Origin of the sequence: Pseudomonas sp. NBRC 111140 (assembly GCF_001320885.1) — a bacterium.
Taxonomy (GTDB): domain Bacteria; phylum Pseudomonadota; class Gammaproteobacteria; order Pseudomonadales; family Pseudomonadaceae; genus Aquipseudomonas; species Aquipseudomonas putida_P.
This window is the reverse complement of sequence record NZ_BCBQ01000014.1, coordinates 1-16,715: the sequence shown is the minus strand read 5'-3', so window position 1 is coordinate 16,715 and position 16,715 is coordinate 1. Positions and strand designations below refer to the sequence as shown.

Genomic DNA, 16,715 nt, shown 5'->3' with positions numbered 1-16,715 from the left:
TCGCCCCATGCGTCGCCTAGCCCTGTTCCTGATCAGCCTGTGCCTGGCCCTGCCGGTACTGGCTGCCGATGCCGCCCGCCCCGAGCGCAAGGAAGTGTTTGGCGACGTGACGGTGCACTACAGCGCATTCACGTCGAGCATGCTTACACCCGAAGTGGCCGCAGCGACTGGTCTTGTACGCAGCAAGAACCAGGGCGTGCTCAACATTGCCGTGCTCAAGGCCAACAAGTCCACCCCGGCGTTGGTCAGCGGCACGGTCAAAGACCTGACGGGGCGCAGCAGCCCGCTGTCGTTCAAGCAAATTACCGAACAAGGCGCGGTGTACTACATCGCCCAATTCAAGATCGACCAACCAGAAACCGTCACCTTCGACCTGAACATCGAAACCGGCGGGATCAGCAACTCCCTCAGCTTCAACCAGGACGTGTTCCCAGGCGAATGATGAATTTCCAGCAACTCGTATTGGCCAGCCACAACGCCGGCAAACTCAAGGAACTCCAGGCCATGCTCGGCCAGTCCGTGCAACTGCGCTCGATTGGCGAGTTCAGCCAGGTCGAGCCAGAAGAGACCGGCCTGTCGTTCGTCGAAAACGCCATCCTCAAAGCGCGCAATGCCGCCCGTATTTCCGGCCTGCCAGCCCTGGCCGACGACTCTGGCCTGGCGGTGGACTTCCTCGGCGGCGCGCCGGGCATCTACTCGGCACGCTACGCCGATGGCAAGGGTGACGCGGCGAACAACGCCAAGCTGCTCGAAGCGTTGAAAGACGTGCCTGAAGCCGAGCGCGGCGCGCAGTTCGTCTGCGTACTGGCGTTGGTACGCCACGCCGACGACCCGTTGCCAATCCTCTGCGAAGGACTGTGGCACGGCAGCATCCTTTTTGAAGCCAGCGGCGAGCACGGCTTTGGCTACGACCCATTGTTCTGGGTACCGGAGCGAAGCTGCTCCAGCGCCGACCTGGCTCCGGCAGACAAGAACCAGCTCAGCCACCGCGCCCGTGCCATGGCCCTGCTGCGCCAACGTCTGGGCCTGGCATGATCGCAACGCTGTCCACTCCCGGCGCGGTGCGCTTCACCAGCCTGCCGCCGCTGGCGCTGTACATCCACATCCCGTGGTGCGTACGCAAATGCCCTTACTGCGACTTCAACTCCCACGCTGCCGGGCCTGAACTGCCGGAAGACGCCTACGTCACAGCACTGCTGGACGACCTCGACCAGGAACTGGCCGCCGTGCAAGGCCGCCCGATCAGCTCGATCTTTTTCGGTGGCGGTACGCCCAGCCTGTTCAGCGCCAACGCCCTTGGCCGTTTGCTGCGCGGCGTGGAACAGCGCATCCCATTTGCGCCAGACATCGAAATTACCCTGGAAGCCAACCCAGGCACCTTCGAGCAGGACAAGTTCAAGGCCTACCGGCAAACCGGCATCAACCGCCTGTCCATCGGAGTGCAGAGCTTCCAACCGGCCAAGCTGGAGGCGCTGGGGCGCATTCACAACGGCGATGAAGCGGTGCGTGCCGCCGGCATGGCACGCGCCGCCGGCTTCGACAACTTCAACATGGACCTGATGCACGGCCTGCCCGACCAGTCGCTGGATGATGCGCTGGGCGACCTGCGCCAGGCCATTGACCTGGGGCCGACGCACCTGTCGTGGTACCAGCTGACCGTGGAACCAAACACGGTATTCTGGAACCAACCGCCAGAGCTGCCCGAAGACGACATCCTCTGGGACATCCAGGAAGCCGGCCAGGCGCTGATGACCGAGCACGGTTACCGCCAGTACGAGGTATCGGCGTATGCGCAGGCAGGCCGCGCCGCCCGGCACAACCTCAACTACTGGCGCTTCGGCGACTTCATCGGCATCGGTGCAGGTGCCCACGGCAAGCTCACCTTCGCCGACGGGCGCATCCTGCGCACCTGGAAGACCCGCCTGCCCAAGGACTACCTGAACCTGGCCAAGCCGTTCAAGGCCGGCGAGAAGCTATTGCCGGTGGACGAGCTGCCGTTCGAGTTCCTGATGAACGCCCTGCGGCTTACCGATGGCGTGGAAGCCGAACTGTTTACCCAACGCACGGGCTTGCCATTGGAACAACTGCGCGAGGCACGCCGCGCCGCCGAACAAAAGGGCCTTTTGCAGGTCGAACCGGATCGACTGGTGGCCACGCCAAGGGGCCAGTTGTTCCTCAATGACCTGCTGCAGTATTTCTTGACCTAAGGATGACCCATGGATCTGGTACTTGATCTGCTCGCGACGGTTTCCCGCTGGAGCCGCAGCAACCTGTCGGAGATTTCACTGGCCTTGGTAGGCTGCCTGCTGGTGCTGTTCGGCACCGATGTCAAAGCCTGGGCCGAGCAACGCCTGGGTGGCCTGGCGGGTGCCCTGCGCGTGCCGTTCATGGCATTGATGGTGATGATCGGCAGCGGTGCGGCGCTGATCTATGCCACACCGTGGGTGGTGAAGGGGCTGAGCCAGTTCAACAACTACGCGCTGGCACCGGTGTTGCTGGTGGTGCTGGTGTTGATTGGCGTGGTGGCTGATCGCAGGGGTTGAACCGCCGTCGGACTAACGCCTTACCCTGTAGGAGCGGGTTTACCCGCGAACACGGGCAAAGCCCGTGCCAGGCACCGCGTCGCCTTCTTCGCGGGTAAACCCGCTCCCACAGAAATCCCGAACGGTCTTGAGCACTATCAAGATCCGGACAAGCTTCCAGGCGCGGCTCAGCGCATCAAGCAAACGCTTCATATGCCTTGGCCTCCGTGTTGGCGGGCCAGTCTTCCAGCATCTAACTGGCGCTTCGATGCCTTCGAAAACTGTGTGAAGTCTTCAGTGAAGTGGCCAGGTTGATGGCCCTTCGAAGAGTGTCACCGGCATGGTTCTCAAGCCATGTCGAAGGGGCCGGAAAGCAGAATTCTTCTCCTACCCGGCCCATCACTGAATCTACACACAGGAGCGACGCGATAATACCTGGATCATCCAATCAAGGCTGTTAACCGCGCCGACACACGTGATGCCGGATACTTCCGCACATTGACCCAGTTTTCGAAGGTCCCTATGATCAGCTGACTGTGTGAAGTTTTCAGTGAAACCCCAGAGCGCAGGATACTCAGTCCTGTTGCTCACAAAAAAACCGCCTTTCTCAAGGCGGTTTTTTTCGCCTGCATTTCTGCAAGCACTAGCACATCAATAGGCTGACTCAGCCGTTCAATCCACCTTCTCGAACTTCAAGTCCCACACCCCATGCCCCAGCCGCTCGCCGCGGCGTTCGAACTTGGTGATCGGGCGCTCTTCCGGGCGTGGCACGTAAGTACCGTCGGCCGCACGGTTGCGGTAGCCGGGGGCGGCACTCATCACTTCCAGCATGTACTCGGCATACGGTTCCCAGTCCGTGGCCATGTGGAACACGCCACCGGGCTTGAGCTTGCGACGTACCAGCTCGGCAAACTCCAGCTGCACGATACGACGCTTGTGGTGACGCGCCTTGTGCCATGGGTCGGGGAAGAACAGCATCAAGCGGTCGAGGCTGTTGTCGGCCACGCAGCGGTTCAGCACTTCGATTGCATCGCAGTCATACACCCGCAGGTTCTTCAGCCCCTGGGTCAGCACGCCGTTGAGCAGCGCGCCCACACCCGGGCGGTGCACTTCCACACCGATGAAGTCCTGTTCAGGCGCGGCAGCGGCCATTTCCAACAGGGAATGGCCCATGCCGAAGCCAATCTCCAGGGTGCGCGGCGCCGAACGGCCGAACACCTGGTCATAGTCCACCGGGCTGTCGGCCAGCGGCAGGATGTACAGCGGGCCGCCCTGGTCCAGGCCGCGCTGCTGGCCTTCGGTCATGCGCCCGGCGCGCATCACGAAGCTCTTGATGCGGCGGTGCGGGCGAGCTTCGCCGTCGGGGGTGATCGGCGTATCGTGCGATTCAGTCATCAGTTGCTCTTACTTGATCAGACCATCCAGCGGCGAAGAGGCGCTGGCATAGAGTTTCTTCGGCATACGGCCGGCCAGGTAGGCCATGCGACCGGCGACGATGGCGTGCTTCATGGCTTCGGCCATCAGCACCGGTTGCTGGGCGTGGGCAATGGCCGAATTCATCAGCACCGCCTCGCAGCCCATTTCCATGGCGATGGTAGCGTCGGAAGCTGTACCCACACCGGCGTCGACCAGCACCGGCACCTTGGACTCTTCCAGGATGATCTGCAGGTTGTAGGGGTTGCAGATGCCCAGGCCGGTACCAATCAGGCCAGCCAACGGCATGACCGCGATGCAGCCCACCTCGGCCAATTGACGGGCGATGATCGGGTCGTCGCTGGTGTACACCATCACGTCGAAACCTTCCTTGACCAACACTTCGGCGGCCTTGAGGGTTTCGATCACGTTGGGGAACAGGGTTTTCTGGTCGGCCAGCACTTCCAGCTTTACCAGCGTCCGGGATTCATGCGATTTGCGCCCATCCAGCAGTTCGCGGGCCAGGCGACAAGTACGCACCGCTTCCACCGCGTCAAAGCAGCCTGCAGTATTCGGCAGGATGGTGTACTTGTCAGGCGACAGTACATCGAGCAGGTTCGGCTCGCCCGCATTCTGGCCCAAGTTGGTACGGCGCACGGCGACGGTGACGATTTCGGCACCCGAGGCCTCGGTGGCCAGGCGGGTTTCTTCCATGTCACGGTACTTGCCGGTACCGACCAGCAGGCGCGACTGGAAAGTACGCCCGGCCAGGGTGAAGGGCTTGTCGCTACGAACGTTGCTCATCGTTGTTCCTCGGGAAAAGGTTGCTGGGCTTGCTTGTGAACCGCCGGGCTGCTGTCAGCCGCCACCGATGGCGTGGACCACTTCGACCTGGTCGCCGTCGTTCAGCAGCGTGCTGTCGTGCTGGCTACGCGGCACGATATCCAGGTTCAGTTCCACTGCGACACGGCGCCCGGCCAGCTCAAGGCGGGTCAGCAGGGCTGCAACGCTTTCGCCAGCAGGCAGTTCGTAAGGCTCACCGTTCAATTGAATGCGCATGCGCACGGCCACCATTGTTCTTTGGGGCCCGCATTCTAGCGCCGAACCGTCCTGCAACCCAAGGGCGGTGCGCGCCATTAGTCGCGATTGTGGACCACTCGGTCAGCCCAGCCGCCAGGCCGCCAGGCCCAGGCACAGCCAGCCGGCCAAGAAGCACAGGCCGCCAATCGGGGTGATGATGCCCAGCTTGCCCAGACCGCTGAGGGTTAGCAGGTACAGGCTGCCGGAGAACAGCACGATCCCCAGCGCAAACAGGCCGCCAGCCCAGCCCACCAGGCGCCCGGGCAAGTGCACCGAGAGCACGGCAACGCCGAAGATCGCCAAGGCATGCACCAGTTGGTAAGTCACGCCGGTATGGAAAATGGCCAGGTAGTCCGCCGTCAGGCGGTTTTTCAGGCCGTGGGCGGCGAAGGCACCCAGGGCGACCCCGGTAAAGCCGAAAAAGGCGGCAAGCATCAGGAAGCTGCGAAGCATGGGACGACTCCTTGTATCGGGTCTGTATAATGGCCCCTTCCACCCGTACGGCCAAGCCATCGCCATGCTGCCAACCCTTATCCGTCGCCTCTCCCGCGCCCTGCTCTGGTTCGCTGCCGGCAGCATCGTGCTGGTGCTGGTGTTCCGCTGGGTGCCACCGCCCGGCACGGCGCTGATGGTCGAGCGCAAGGTACAGTCATGGGTGAATGGCGAGCCGATCGACCTGCAGCGCGATTGGGAGCCGTGGGAGAATATCTCCGATGAACTGAAGGTTGCCGTCATCGCGGGCGAGGACCAGAAGTTCGCCAGCCACTGGGGCTTCGACATCCCAGCCATTCAGGCAGCGCTGGCCTACAACGAGCGCGGCGGTAATGTCCGCGGTGCAAGCACCCTGACCCAGCAAGTAGCCAAGAACCTGTTCCTATGGTCCGGGCGCAGCTGGTTCCGCAAAGGGCTGGAAGCCTGGTTCACGGCGCTGATCGAGTTGTTCTGGTCGAAAGAGCGAATTCTCGAGGTTTACCTGAACAGCGCCGAGTGGGGCAAAGGCGTGTTTGGTGCCCAGGCGGCAGCGCGTTATCACTTTGGCGTTGATGCCAGCCGGCTCAGCCGCCAGCAGGCGGCGCAGTTGGCCGCAGTGCTGCCTAGCCCGATCAAGTGGAGTGCCAGCCGGCCGAGTGCCTATGTGGCGAGCCGGGCCGGTTGGATTCGCCGGCAGATGAGCCAGTTGGGCGGGCCCAGCTACCTGATGCAGCTCGATACTTCGCGCAAACTTTGAGCTTTTGGGGGCTGCTGCGCAGCCCATCGCGACACAAGGCCGCTCCTACAGGCGACCGCGATCCCTTGTAGGAGCGGCCTTGCGTCGCGATGGGCCGCAAGGCGGCCCCAAAATCTCACAGGCAAAAAAAGCCGCTCACCCTATCCAGGCAAGCGGCTCTGTTTACGGCCAGGCTCGATCAGACCGCGATCAGTGCCTTGACCTTGTTCATCGCATTCTTCTCCAGCTGGCGAATCCGCTCAGCCGAAACGCTGTACTTGTCAGCCAGCTCATGCAACGTGGCTTTCTCTTCCGCCAACCAGCGCTGGTAGAGAATATCGCGGCTACGTTCATCCAAACCTTGCAGCGCTTCGTGCAGGTTGCTGGTGGAGTTATCACTCCAATCGGCATCCTCCAACTGCACCGCAGGATCGTAACGATGGTCTTCCAGGTAATGCGCTGGCGACTGGAAGGCGCTGTCGTCGTCAGCTTCCGCTGCTGGGTCGAAGGCCATGTCCTGGCCGCTGAGGCGGCTTTCCATCTCACGCACTTCGCGCGGCTCGACACCAAGGCTTTCCGCCACGCGATGCACTTCGTCGTTGTTCAGCCAAGCCAGGCGCTTCTTCTGGCTGCGCAGGTTGAAGAACAACTTGCGTTGGGCCTTGGTGGTCGCCACCTTGACGATGCGCCAGTTGCGCAGGATGAACTCGTGAATCTCTGCCTTGATCCAGTGTACGGCGAACGACACCAGGCGCACGCCCATTTCCGGGTTGAAGCGCTTGACGGCTTTCATCAGGCCGACATTGCCTTCCTGGATCAGGTCGGCCTGGGCCAACCCGTAGCCGGCATAGCTACGGGCGATATGTACGACGAAACGCAGGTGGGCCATCACCATTTGACGAGCGGCCTCGACATCCTGCTCATAATAGAGACGCTCGCCCAGATCACGCTCCTGCTCGACCGTCAGCAGCGGGATGCTGTTGACCGTGTGCACATAGGCTTCCAGGTTTGCACCGGGCACCAGGGCATAGGCAGGTTGCAACGATGTGGTCATTCAAGAACCTCCGACTTACTAAACTCGCACCTTGTGGGCGCTGCCAACATTGACCTGGAACGACGGTACAAGTTCCGTAGTGAAGAAAATGTCAATGCTGGCACGTAAAAACTATCGCGGCGCCAGCTCGTTCAGGTGACGAGCGACGGCAATCCATGCACCGATATACCCCAACAGCACCGCTCCGATCAAGAGCGACAGACCATCGGACGCTGGCACCCCGCCAAGGGCGAAGTCACTGCCGTACAGCCCGGAAAGCCCCACAACCGCGTCATTCAGCCAGTTCAGGCCGAACGCCAGGATACCCCACGCCAGCACCCCCGCACCCAGGCCATACAAGGCGCCCATGTACAGGAAAGGCCGGCGCACGTAGGCGTCAGTGCCGCCTACCAGCTTGATCACTTCGATCTCGACACGGCGGTTTTCAATATGTAGACGAATTGTGTTACCGATTACTAAAAGCAGGGCAGAAATCAGCATCACGGCCAGGCCGAAGACAAAGCGGTCACCCAATTTGAGGATGGCTGCCAGGCGCTCGACCCACACCAGGTCCAGTTGTGCCACTTCCACCCGCGGCAGTTCCGACAAACGCTGACGCAAGGCATCCAGGGCCGGCTTGTCGACCTCGGTCGGGGTCACCACAACCACGCCAGGCAGTGGGTTGTCGGGCAGCTCGCGCAAGGCTTCACCCAAGCCAGACTGCTGCTGGAACTCCTCCAGCGCCTGCTCGCGGCTGACAAACTGCGCGTCCGCGACCCCGGGCATGCCCTTGATTTCGTCGCGCAGGGCCTCGCCATCGCGGCTACCGGCATCAAGCTTGAGGTACAGCGAAATCTGCGCAGCGCGTTGCCACGAGCCGCCAAGCTGCTCGACGTTCTTCAGCAGCAACGACAGGCCCATGGGCATGCTCAGCGCCACAGCCATCACCAGGCAGGTGAAAAAGCTGCCGATCGGCTGCTTGCCCAGGCGACGCAGGCTGTCCGCCATGCTGGCGCGGTGGCTTTCCAGCCAGGCATGCAGCAGCGTGCGGAAATCCGGTCCGTCATCGTCTTCGCCGCGCTTTTTCTTCGCCGGTTGCGGGTCGGCCGGCTTTGGCGCAACCCGCTCGGAAACTTTCGGCGTTCGTGTAGTGCTCATTGCCCGGCCTCCCCATCGCCGATCAAGCGGCCGCGCTGCAAGGTGAGCATGCGGTGGCGCATGCGCGCAATCAGTGCCAGGTCGTGGCTGGCGATCAATACCGTGGTGCCCAGGCGGTTGATGTCCTCGAATACACCCATGATCTCTGCAGCCAGGCGCGGGTCGAGGTTACCGGTGGGTTCGTCGGCCAGCAGCAGCGCGGGCTGGTGGACAATGGCACGGGCGATGCCCACCCGCTGCTGCTGCCCGGTGGACAGGTCGGCCGGGAACAGCTCGCCCTTGTCGGACAGCGACACACGCTCCAGCGCCGAGTCCACACGCTTGGCGATCTCGGCCTTGGACAGGCCAAGAATCTGCAGTGGCAGGGCAATGTTGTTGAACACCGTGCGGTCGAACAACAACTGGTGGTTCTGGAACACCACGCCGATCTGCCGGCGCAGGAACGGGATTTGCGCGTTGCTGATCTGGCCCAGGTCCTGGCCGGCCAGCATCAGCTTGCCGCTGGTCGGGCGCTCCATGGCCAGCAACAGGCGCAGCAAGGTGCTCTTGCCAGCACCCGAGTGCCCGGTCACGAACAGGAACTCGCCCCGACGCGCCCGGAAGCTCAGCTCATGCAAACCCACATGACCGTTGGGATAGCGCTTGGCAACCTGTTCGAATCGGATCATGGTCAGTCTCGCTCGGCGAACAGAGCCTTGACGAACGGCTCGGCTTCAAAGGTGCGCAGGTCGTCGATACCTTCACCGACACCGATGAAGCGGATTGGGATATTGAACTGCTTGGCCAGGGCGAAGATCACCCCGCCTTTGGCAGTGCCGTCCAGCTTGGTCAGGGCCAGGCCGGTCAGCTCGACGCTCTGATTGAAGTACTTGGCTTGGCTGATGGCGTTCTGGCCGGTGCCGGCATCGAGCACCAGCAACACCTCGTGCGGCGCCTCGGCATCAAGCTTGCCGATGACCCGGCGGACCTTCTTCAGCTCTTCCATCAGGTTGTCTTTGGTGTGCAGGCGCCCGGCGGTATCAGCGATCAGCACGTCGACGCCACGGGCCTTGGCAGCCTGCACGGCGTCGAAGATCACCGAAGCGGAGTCGGCACCGGTATGCTGAGCGATCACCGGAATCTGGTTACGCTCGCCCCATACCTGCAACTGCTCGACCGCCGCCGCACGGAAGGTATCACCGGCAGCCAGCATCACCTTCTTGCCTTCCAGCTGCAGCTTCTTCGCCAGTTTGCCGATGGTGGTGGTCTTGCCGGCGCCGTTCACGCCAACCACGAGGATCACATAGGGTTTGTTCTGTGCCTGCACTTTCAGCGGCTGTTCGACTGGGCGCAGCAGCGCGGCCAGTTCTTCCTGCAACGATTTGTACAGGGCATCGGCGTCGGCCAGCTGCTTGCGCGCGACCTTCTGGGTCAGGTTCTGGACGATGGCCGAGGTGGCTTCCACGCCGACGTCGGCGGTCAGCAGGCGCGTTTCGATTTCGTCGAGCAGGTCGTCGTCGATGACCTTCTTGCCAAGAAACAGGCTGGCCATGCCCTCGCCGATACTGGCGCTGGTCTTGGACAGTCCCTGTTTGAGCCGGGCGAAGAAGCCGGGCTTGGCTTGCTCGGTAACGGTTGCGGCGACAGGGGCTGGCTCGGGCTCAGGCTGCACGGGCTCTGCCACCGGGCGCTCGGGGATCGCAGGCGGGGCCTTTGGCTCCAGGTCAGGGACGAGCGCGACGGGCTCTTCGGCAACGGGCAGGACCAGGTTGCTGACAGGGGGTTCGATGATTTGAGTGGCAGGAACAGCTACGGGCGCAGGGGTTTCGACCTGCGGGGCGGCAGACTGCGCACTCGCAGGCAACCCCGCGTCCACAGGGGACAGGGCAGGCTCAGGGGCCGAGGCAACCACCGGGGCGGGTGCAGACTCAAGGACCGGGGCTACCACTGGGGCATTTGCAGGCTCAGGGGCCAATGCTGGCTCGGCAGCTCGAGGGGCTTCAGTTGCAGGCGCTGGGGCCTGTGCAGCCACCGGCTCCACTGGAGCAGCTTCAGGGCGCTCGACGGCGGGCTGCGGCGCTACCGGCTCTGCAGCCTGCGGCTCGGGGGCTTGTGGCTGTTCGGCGACAGGTTGCTGCGGCTTCTTGCGAAACCAGCTGAACAGGCCTTTCTTTTCGCCAGCTTCGGCCGGCGCTTTTTTGTCGTCGTTGGAACCAAACATGGAGGACGGCTATCTCAGGGTAGCGATGGGCCAGCTACGGCGCATCGGGAATTCTCTCTACGCAGAACAGACTATCTTGAAGCCGGCTGGTTCATGCGCAACGTTTTGTCTTAGTGTCCTGTGGGCCAGAACGGCGACAGGCATGGTCGCCAGGCAACCGGATCAGTATCCTAGCACCTCCTGGCCCGTCGACGCTAAACCCTGCGGGCCGCCGAACAGGTTGAACACCTTATGAATGCTCTAGCCCGCCGCGCCGCTGGCCTGTTGCTCGGCACGCTCTGCCTGCCGCTCGCGGCCTTCGCCGCCGATGTGCAACCCACCCACGAATTCATCCTCGACAATGGCCTGAAGGTCGTGGTGCGTGAAGACCATCGCGCCCCGGTGGTGGTCTCGCAGATCTGGTACAAGGTCGGCTCCAGCTACGAAACCCCGGGCCAGACCGGCTTGTCCCACGCGCTTGAACACATGATGTTCAAGGGCAGCGCCAAGGTCGGCCCCGGCGAAGCTTCGCGCATTCTGCGTGACCTCGGCGCCGATGAAAACGCCTTCACCAGCGACGACTACACCGCCTATTACCAGGTACTGGCCCGCGACCGCCTGCCCGTAGCCCTGGAGCTGGAGGCCGATCGCCTGGCCAGCCTGCGCCTGCCAGCCGACGAGTTCAGCCGCGAAATCGAAGTCATCAAGGAAGAACGCCGCCTGCGCACCGACGACCAGCCCAATTCCAAGGCGTTCGAGCTGTTCCGCGCCATGGCCTTCCCGGCCAGCGGCTACCACACCCCGACCATCGGCTGGATGGCCGACCTGGAGCGCATGAAGGTCGAAGAACTGCGCCACTGGTACGAGTCCTGGTATGCGCCCAACAACGCCACCCTGGTGGTGGTCGGCGATGTCACCGCCGACGAGGTCAAGGGCCTGGCGCAGAAGTACTTCGGCAGCATTCCCAAGCGCGCCGTGCCCCCCGCCAAGCTGCCCCTGGAACTTGCCGAGCCTGGCCAGCGTCAGCTCACCCTGCACGTACGTACCCAGTTGCCGAGCCTGATCTACGGCTTCAACGTGCCTGGTTTGCCCACCGCCAAGGACCCACGCACCGTACATGCCCTGCGCCTGATCTCGGCACTGCTCGACGGCGGCTACAGCGCCCGCCTGCCGGCCCGCCTGGAGCGTGGCCAGGAGCTGGTGGCCGGTGCGTCGTCCAGCTACAACGCCTTCACGCGCGGCGACAGCCTGTTCCTGATCTCGGCCACGCCGAACGTGCAGAAGCAGAAAACCCTCGCAGACGTGGAAAAGGGCGTCTGGCAGTTGCTTGATGAACTCAAGACCACACCACCCAGCGCCGAAGAACTGGAGCGCGTACGCGCCCAGGTCATCGCCGGCCTGGTCTACGACCGCGACTCCATCAGCAGCCAGGCCACCACCATTGGCCAGCTGGAAACCGTCGGTTTGTCCTGGAAACTGATCGACAGCGAGCTTGACGAGCTCAAGCGCGTCACCCCGCAGGACATCCAGAACGCCGCGCGCACCTACTTCACCCGCGAACGCCTGAGCGTTGCCCATGTACTGCCTGAGGAGTCCGCTCATGAGTAATCGCCGCGCACCACGCCCAACCCTGTTGGCCACGGGCATTCGCGCCCTGGCGCTGGCGGCAGTGCTGGTCGCCCCGGCAATGGCCGATAACGTGGCCAAGGCCGACAACAGTGCAGCCCGCCCGGCCAATACCTTGCAATCGCTGGCCGAACTGGATGGCAAGGCGCCCAGCCGACGCCAACTGAACATCCAGCACTGGAACACCGCCGAAGGTGCCCGGGTGCTGTTCGTCGAAGCACGCGAACTGCCCATGTTCGACTTGCGCGTCACCTTCGCTGCCGGTAGTAGCCAGGACGGCGGTACACCAGGCGTGGCCGCGCTGACCAACGCCATGCTCAACGAGGGCGTGGCCGGCAAGGACGTGACTGCCATCGCCGAAGGCTTCGAAGGCCTGGGCGCGGACTTTGGCAACGGCTCTTACCGGGACATGGCCGTGGCCTCGTTGCGCAGCCTCAGCACCAAGGACAAGCGCGAGCCGGCCCTCAAGCTGTTTACCGAAGTGGCGGGCAAGCCAACGTTCCCCGAAGACGCGCTCAAACGCATCAAGAACCAGATGCTGGCCGGTTTTGAATACGAGAAGCAAAACCCCGGCAAGATCGCCGGCAAGGCCCTGTTCGGCAATCTTTATGGCGACCACCCCTACGCTCACCCAAGCGACGGCACCGCCGAAAGCATCACGGCCATCAGCCTGGCACAGCTGCGTGCCTTCCACGCAAAGGCCTACACCGGCGGCAACGCGGTGATCGCACTGGTTGGCGACCTCAGCCGTGCCGAAGCCGAAGCCATCGCCGCCCAGGTATCCGCCGGCCTGCCCAAAGGCCCGGCGCTGCCCGCACCGGCCCAGCCCGCTGATGCCAAAGCCGGCCTGACCCACATCGACTTCCCGTCCAAGCAGACTCACCTGATGCTGGCCGAGCTGGGTATCGACCGCCAGGACCCGGACTGGCCAGCCCTGTCGCTGGGCAACCAGATACTCGGCGGTGGCGCCTTCGGAACCCGCCTGATGAGCGAGGTGCGTGAAAAACGTGGCCTGACCTACGGCGTCTACTCGGTGTTCAGCCCGATGCAGGTACGCGGCCCGTTCATGATCAACCTGCAAACCCGCGCCGAGCTCAGCGAGGGCACGCTCAAGCTGGTGCAGGACATTCTTGCCGACTACCTCAAGAATGGCCCTACCCAGCAGGAGCTGGACGATGCCAAGCGCGAGCTGGCCGGCAGTTTCCCACTGTCCAATGCCAGCAACGCCAGCATCGTCGGCCAACTGGGCGCAATCGGCTTTTACAACTTGCCGCTGACCTGGCTGGAGGACTTCATGCAGCAGTCCCAGGCCCTCACCGTCGAACAGGTCAAGGCGGCCATGAACAAACACCTGTCAGCCGATAAACTGGTGATCGTCACCGTTGGCCCGAAAGTGCCACAAAAACCGCTGCCAGCACCCACTGAAAAGCCCTCCGAGCAACCGCTCGGGGTACCGGAGCACTAATGCCAAGATCCACCCCTCCCGCCCGCCCGCAAGCGGGCCAAAGCAAGGGCCAGGGCCACCTGCGCATCATCGCCGGCGAGTGGCGCAGCCGCCGCCTGGCGGTGCCGGAAGGCGAAGGCCTGCGGCCAACGCCTGACCGCGTGCGGGAAACCGTATTCAACTGGCTGGCACCCTACATCGAAGGTGCCCACGTGCTGGACGCCTTCACCGGCAGTGGCGCCCTGGTGCTCGAAGCCCTGTCACGCGGGGCCGAGGACGCTGTGGCGCTGGACAGCAACCCGGCGGCCATCGCCAACCTGAAGAACAACCTTGAGATCCTGCGCTGCCCGCGCGGGCAAATTCTGCAAACCGACGCCCTGCGCTACCTGCAAGGCCAGGCCAAGCAGCAATTCGATGTGGTGTTCCTCGACCCGCCGTTCCATCAGGACCTGCTGGCCAATACCTGTGACCTGCTGGAACAGAACCAGTGGCTGAACGAGCAGGCATGGGTGTACACCGAGAGCGAAGCCGCACCATCGACCTTGCAACTGCCCGGCAACTGGCGCCTGCACCGCGAGAAGAAGACCGGCCAGGTGCACTACGCACTCTGGCAGCGGGGCTGACCCCCTGACGGGTTGGGTGTATTTAGTTACCGCAACCCCGTCCAGGCTCTGGTTGAAGCTGCGCCTTCGTTTCCCGAAGGAGCACTTCAACCATGACCGAACGCCCCTCCCCACCCTTGCCGGCAAGCTCGGTAAGTGCGTTCACCCTTGCCAATGGCCTGCGCGTCTATCTACGCGAAGACCACCGCGCGCCGCTGGTCAGCGCGCAGTTGTGGTATCACGTCGGCTCCAGCTACGAGCCAGAAGGCCACACTGGCCTTTCCCATGCCCTGGAGCACTTGCTGTTCGAGGGCAGCAGCAAACTGGCTGCTGGCCAGTATTCAGCCCTGATGACCCTTTTGGGAGGAGAGCCGAATGCGTTCACCGGCGCCGAGGCTACCGTCTTTCCACTGACACTGCCTGCCAGTCGCCTGGAAATCGCCCTGGAGGCAATGGCCGACATCATGGCCAGCGCCACGCTCAGCGCTTCTCCTTTCGCTCGAGAGCTGGCAGTGGTCATGGCAGAACGACGAGAGGATGTCGACAACAACCCTTTGGCACTGGCAATGGAACATCACCTGTTGCTGGCCTATGGCAACAACGGTTATGGCACCCCGGTGATCGGCCACGCTACCGATCTCGGCCATATGACCCTGGCTGCCGCACGCACCTGGTACCAAACCTGGTACCACCCCAACAATGCTACGCTCGCGGTGGCCGGCAACGTTACCCTGCCACAGCTGCAAACGCTGGTGGCGCGGCACTTTGCAGCGATCCCCGCTCATCGCCTGCCTGTACAGCAAGTACCTACTACGCCCTCTGGGCAGGTCCGGCGCTGCCAGACCCTGCATTTGCAAGGTCTGAACACGGCCGTGATCATCAGTTTCAACCTCCCCAGCCAATGCACCGCCAGCTCTAGCAGCCAAGCCTATGCACTGCGTTTGCTTCCCGAAATGCTTGCCCAAGGCTATGCCAGCATCCTGCAGCGCAACCTGGTGCTGAATGAACCGTTTCTGCAAAGTTTGACGTCGAGATATGAACCCTGGCGGCGCGGTGACAGCCTGCTGACCCTTTACGCGTTCTGCAGCCCGCAGGTAACGCCGGAGGCCGCCGCCGAAAGGCTTACGCTCGAAATCGAAACGTTCCGCCAGTCGATACCGGCCACCGCAGACCTCAAGCGCGCCAAAGCGCGCTTGATAGCCCGGCAGGTGTTCGAACGCGATGACATCGCAAAACAGGCACATTTCATTGGCATGCAGGCCACCTGCGGCCTGGACCCGGTTGCGCTGGAGGATGAGCGTCAAGCCATCGAAGCCGTGACAGCCGAGCAGGTCGCAGAGACCGCGCATGCATTCCTCACCGAGGCGCGCACAGCAATCACCTTCATGCATCACAAGGAAAGTGCCGATGAATAATCCAGACGCAGGGGCGCAGCAGCTCGCTGCAGCCAACAGCATTCCTGGCAACCTGGTCTCAGCCCAAGGGCTTGACCTGGAACAGTTCGAATCCCTTCAAACGCCTGTGCATGCCTGGACCACCGAAGGCGGTGCAGGGGTGAAATTCGTCGAGGCCCGCGGGCTGCCGATCGTGGACATCATTTTGCGGTTCAAGGCCGGCACGGCCCAGGACACCGTGCAACCCGGCTTGGCGGCCCTGACGTTGTACATGCTCGATGAGGGTAGCCAGCATTTCACCGCCACCGAGCAGGCCGATCAGCTAGAGCGCCTGGGCGCGATCGTGGACAAGCAGGTACGCCTGGAGCACGCGACCCTGAGCCTGCGTAGCCTCAGCGCGAGCGCGCTGCTCGAGCCGGCGTTGGAGCTGCTCATTGACCTTGTCGCATGCCCCACGTTCCCGCCTTCGGCCCTGGAGAACATGAAGCAGCAACTGATCCTGAACAACGCAACTCGCGAGCGACAGCCCTCTTTCAGAATGATAAGCGAGGCCTACCGGCATTTGTTCCACAGCCACCCCTACGGCAACCCACTCGGGAGCACCCGCGAAGGTATCGAAGGCATCGCCCCTGCCGACTTGAAGCGTTTTCATCAGCGTGGTTATTGCGCCAGCAACCTGGAGATGGTGGTGGTTGGGGACCTTTCCCTGGCGCACGCCCAAGCAATTTCACAACGCATCAGCCAGGCATTGCCCCAAGGCTGGAGCGCCACTGAACTCCCCATCGTTCCACCAGCGACCCGTGCAACGATCAACGTCGAGCAGTCCGGTACCAGCAGTGCCGTCCTGCTTGCGCTACCCATGAATGTGCCAGCCAATGATCCGGAGTACCCGGCCTTGGTGTTGGCCAGCGAAGTGCTGGGAGCCGGTATCGAATCTCGCTTGATGAGGGAACTGCGCCAACGTCGCGGCTTGACCTACGGCATCGCTACCGATGTGAAACCCATGAGTGCTGGCGGCCTGTTCACCATCACCTGGGAAATTGCTCCGAAGTATGTG

General features: G+C 62.9%; 19 protein-coding genes. 10 read left to right on the top strand and 9 right to left on the bottom strand.

The features are described from left to right. Positions 1 to 7: 7 nt before the first annotated feature. Genes APH42_RS06775 through APH42_RS06760 form a run of 4 tightly spaced genes read left to right on the top strand, consistent with a single transcriptional unit; the run spans position 8 to position 2,543 of the window. On the top strand, positions 8 to 442 hold the full coding sequence (locus APH42_RS06775) for a DUF4426 domain-containing protein (protein WP_012274651.1): 435 nt from the start codon (positions 8 to 10) through the stop codon (positions 440 to 442). Then, positions 439 to 1,035 carry an RdgB/HAM1 family non-canonical purine NTP pyrophosphatase gene (gene rdgB / locus APH42_RS06770; RefSeq protein ID WP_012274652.1) on the top strand — a complete coding sequence of 199 codons (597 nt, stop codon included), beginning with the start codon at positions 439 to 441 and terminating at the stop codon, positions 1,033 to 1,035. The genes APH42_RS06775 and rdgB overlap by 4 nt, the downstream gene beginning before the upstream one ends. Further along, positions 1,032 to 2,207, top strand: a complete 1,176-nt coding sequence (gene hemW / locus APH42_RS06765) for a radical SAM family heme chaperone HemW (RefSeq protein WP_012274653.1) — start codon at positions 1,032 to 1,034, stop codon at positions 2,205 to 2,207. Before rdgB ends, hemW begins: the two co-directional genes overlap by 4 nt. A gap of 9 nt (positions 2,208 to 2,216) precedes the next feature. Then, positions 2,217 to 2,543, top strand: a complete 327-nt coding sequence (locus tag APH42_RS06760; RefSeq protein ID WP_003249095.1) for a DUF3392 domain-containing protein — start codon at positions 2,217 to 2,219, stop codon at positions 2,541 to 2,543. Between the two features lie 39 nt (positions 2,544 to 2,582). Here the strand turns inward: APH42_RS06760 and APH42_RS30115 are convergent, their stop codons facing one another. The 5 genes from APH42_RS30115 to APH42_RS06740 form a co-directional block, all read right to left on the bottom strand. Then, positions 2,583 to 2,735, bottom strand: coding sequence for a hypothetical protein (locus APH42_RS30115; protein ID WP_171577240.1), 153 nt, complete (start codon positions 2,733 to 2,735; stop codon positions 2,583 to 2,585). Positions 2,736 to 3,194: 459 nt separating this feature from the next. Continuing rightward, the gene (gene trmB / locus APH42_RS06755; RefSeq protein ID WP_004575478.1) at positions 3,195 to 3,917 is read right to left on the bottom strand and encodes a tRNA (guanosine(46)-N7)-methyltransferase TrmB; all 723 of its coding nucleotides are present in this window, start codon (positions 3,915 to 3,917) and stop codon (positions 3,195 to 3,197) included. A 9-nt stretch (positions 3,918 to 3,926) separates the two neighbouring features. Then, positions 3,927 to 4,739 (bottom strand): thiazole synthase, encoded by an 813-nt coding sequence (locus tag APH42_RS06750; RefSeq protein WP_003249091.1) that lies wholly within the window; start codon positions 4,737 to 4,739, stop codon positions 3,927 to 3,929. 54 nt (positions 4,740 to 4,793) lie between these two features. Next, positions 4,794 to 4,994, bottom strand: coding sequence for a sulfur carrier protein ThiS (gene thiS, locus APH42_RS06745; protein WP_012274654.1), 201 nt, complete (start codon positions 4,992 to 4,994; stop codon positions 4,794 to 4,796). A gap of 102 nt (positions 4,995 to 5,096) precedes the next feature. Next, positions 5,097 to 5,468: a DUF423 domain-containing protein gene (locus APH42_RS06740; RefSeq protein ID WP_012274655.1), complete on the bottom strand. Its 372-nt coding sequence runs from the start codon at positions 5,466 to 5,468 to the stop codon at positions 5,097 to 5,099. 64 nt (positions 5,469 to 5,532) lie between these two features. Here APH42_RS06740 and mtgA point away from each other — a divergent pair, with 64 nt between their 5' ends. Continuing rightward, positions 5,533 to 6,243, top strand: a complete 711-nt coding sequence (mtgA, locus tag APH42_RS06735; RefSeq protein WP_060493015.1) for a monofunctional biosynthetic peptidoglycan transglycosylase — start codon at positions 5,533 to 5,535, stop codon at positions 6,241 to 6,243. 178 nt (positions 6,244 to 6,421) lie between these two features. Here mtgA and rpoH read toward each other — a convergent pair whose 3' ends face one another. The 4 genes from rpoH to ftsY all read right to left on the bottom strand — a co-directional run bounded on the left by rpoH (position 6,422) and on the right by ftsY (position 10,613). Next, the gene (gene rpoH / locus APH42_RS06730; RefSeq protein WP_015272155.1) at positions 6,422 to 7,276 is read right to left on the bottom strand and encodes an RNA polymerase sigma factor RpoH; all 855 of its coding nucleotides are present in this window, start codon (positions 7,274 to 7,276) and stop codon (positions 6,422 to 6,424) included. Between the two features lie 111 nt (positions 7,277 to 7,387). Continuing rightward, positions 7,388 to 8,413 carry a permease-like cell division protein FtsX gene (gene ftsX, locus APH42_RS06725; RefSeq protein WP_012274658.1) on the bottom strand — a complete coding sequence of 342 codons (1,026 nt, stop codon included), beginning with the start codon at positions 8,411 to 8,413 and terminating at the stop codon, positions 7,388 to 7,390. After that, entirely contained in the window at positions 8,410 to 9,081 is a 672-nt protein-coding gene (gene ftsE / locus APH42_RS06720) for a cell division ATP-binding protein FtsE (protein WP_012274659.1), read from the bottom strand. The genes ftsX and ftsE overlap by 4 nt, the downstream gene beginning before the upstream one ends. Before the next feature lie 2 nt (positions 9,082 to 9,083). After that, a complete protein-coding gene (gene ftsY, locus APH42_RS06715) occupies positions 9,084 to 10,613 on the bottom strand; it encodes a signal recognition particle-docking protein FtsY (RefSeq protein ID WP_060492998.1) in 1,530 nt (509 codons plus the stop codon). Positions 10,614 to 10,844: 231 nt separating this feature from the next. On the opposite strand from ftsY, the gene APH42_RS06705 reads away from it, so the two are divergent. The 5 genes from APH42_RS06705 to APH42_RS06685 all read left to right on the top strand — a co-directional run. Continuing rightward, positions 10,845 to 12,200: a pitrilysin family protein gene (locus APH42_RS06705; protein ID WP_012274661.1), complete on the top strand. Its 1,356-nt coding sequence runs from the start codon at positions 10,845 to 10,847 to the stop codon at positions 12,198 to 12,200. Then, entirely contained in the window at positions 12,193 to 13,683 is a 1,491-nt protein-coding gene (locus APH42_RS06700) for a pitrilysin family protein (protein ID WP_012274662.1), read from the top strand. The genes APH42_RS06705 and APH42_RS06700 overlap by 8 nt, the downstream gene beginning before the upstream one ends. Then, entirely contained in the window at positions 13,683 to 14,285 is a 603-nt protein-coding gene (gene rsmD / locus APH42_RS06695; protein ID WP_012274663.1) for a 16S rRNA (guanine(966)-N(2))-methyltransferase RsmD, read from the top strand. The genes APH42_RS06700 and rsmD overlap by 1 nt, the downstream gene beginning before the upstream one ends. A gap of 92 nt (positions 14,286 to 14,377) precedes the next feature. Beyond that, entirely contained in the window at positions 14,378 to 15,679 is a 1,302-nt protein-coding gene (locus tag APH42_RS06690) for a pitrilysin family protein (RefSeq protein WP_060492996.1), read from the top strand. Next, positions 15,672 to 16,715, top strand: a 1,044-nt coding sequence (locus APH42_RS06685) for a pitrilysin family protein (RefSeq protein ID WP_060492995.1), incomplete at its 3' end; no start/stop codon positions are given. The genes APH42_RS06690 and APH42_RS06685, both read left to right, overlap by 8 nt.

What these genes read in the sequence shown, in the direction of transcription:
- APH42_RS06775 (WP_012274651.1), top strand. Translation starts at nt 8, where the DNA reads ATGCGTCGCCTAGCCCTGTTCCTGATCAGCCTGTGCCTGGCCCTGCCG.
- rdgB (WP_012274652.1), top strand. Translation starts at nt 439, where the DNA reads ATGATGAATTTCCAGCAACTCGTATTGGCCAGCCACAACGCCGGCAAA.
- hemW (WP_012274653.1), top strand. Translation starts at nt 1,032, where the DNA reads ATGATCGCAACGCTGTCCACTCCCGGCGCGGTGCGCTTCACCAGCCTG.
- APH42_RS06760 (WP_003249095.1), top strand. Translation starts at nt 2,217, where the DNA reads ATGGATCTGGTACTTGATCTGCTCGCGACGGTTTCCCGCTGGAGCCGC.
- APH42_RS30115 (WP_171577240.1), bottom strand. Translation starts at nt 2,735, where the DNA reads ATGAAGCGTTTGCTTGATGCGCTGAGCCGCGCCTGGAAGCTTGTCCGG.
- trmB (WP_004575478.1), bottom strand. Translation starts at nt 3,917, where the DNA reads ATGACTGAATCGCACGATACGCCGATCACCCCCGACGGCGAAGCTCGC.
- APH42_RS06750 (WP_003249091.1), bottom strand. Translation starts at nt 4,739, where the DNA reads ATGAGCAACGTTCGTAGCGACAAGCCCTTCACCCTGGCCGGGCGTACT.
- thiS (WP_012274654.1), bottom strand. Translation starts at nt 4,994, where the DNA reads ATGCGCATTCAATTGAACGGTGAGCCTTACGAACTGCCTGCTGGCGAA.
- APH42_RS06740 (WP_012274655.1), bottom strand. Translation starts at nt 5,468, where the DNA reads ATGCTTCGCAGCTTCCTGATGCTTGCCGCCTTTTTCGGCTTTACCGGG.
- mtgA (WP_060493015.1), top strand. Translation starts at nt 5,533, where the DNA reads ATGCTGCCAACCCTTATCCGTCGCCTCTCCCGCGCCCTGCTCTGGTTC.
- rpoH (WP_015272155.1), bottom strand. Translation starts at nt 7,276, where the DNA reads ATGACCACATCGTTGCAACCTGCCTATGCCCTGGTGCCCGGTGCAAAC.
- ftsX (WP_012274658.1), bottom strand. Translation starts at nt 8,413, where the DNA reads ATGAGCACTACACGAACGCCGAAAGTTTCCGAGCGGGTTGCGCCAAAG.
- ftsE (WP_012274659.1), bottom strand. Translation starts at nt 9,081, where the DNA reads ATGATCCGATTCGAACAGGTTGCCAAGCGCTATCCCAACGGTCATGTG.
- ftsY (WP_060492998.1), bottom strand. Translation starts at nt 10,613, where the DNA reads ATGTTTGGTTCCAACGACGACAAAAAAGCGCCGGCCGAAGCTGGCGAA.
- APH42_RS06705 (WP_012274661.1), top strand. Translation starts at nt 10,845, where the DNA reads ATGAATGCTCTAGCCCGCCGCGCCGCTGGCCTGTTGCTCGGCACGCTC.
- APH42_RS06700 (WP_012274662.1), top strand. Translation starts at nt 12,193, where the DNA reads ATGAGTAATCGCCGCGCACCACGCCCAACCCTGTTGGCCACGGGCATT.
- rsmD (WP_012274663.1), top strand. Translation starts at nt 13,683, where the DNA reads ATGCCAAGATCCACCCCTCCCGCCCGCCCGCAAGCGGGCCAAAGCAAG.
- APH42_RS06690 (WP_060492996.1), top strand. Translation starts at nt 14,378, where the DNA reads ATGACCGAACGCCCCTCCCCACCCTTGCCGGCAAGCTCGGTAAGTGCG.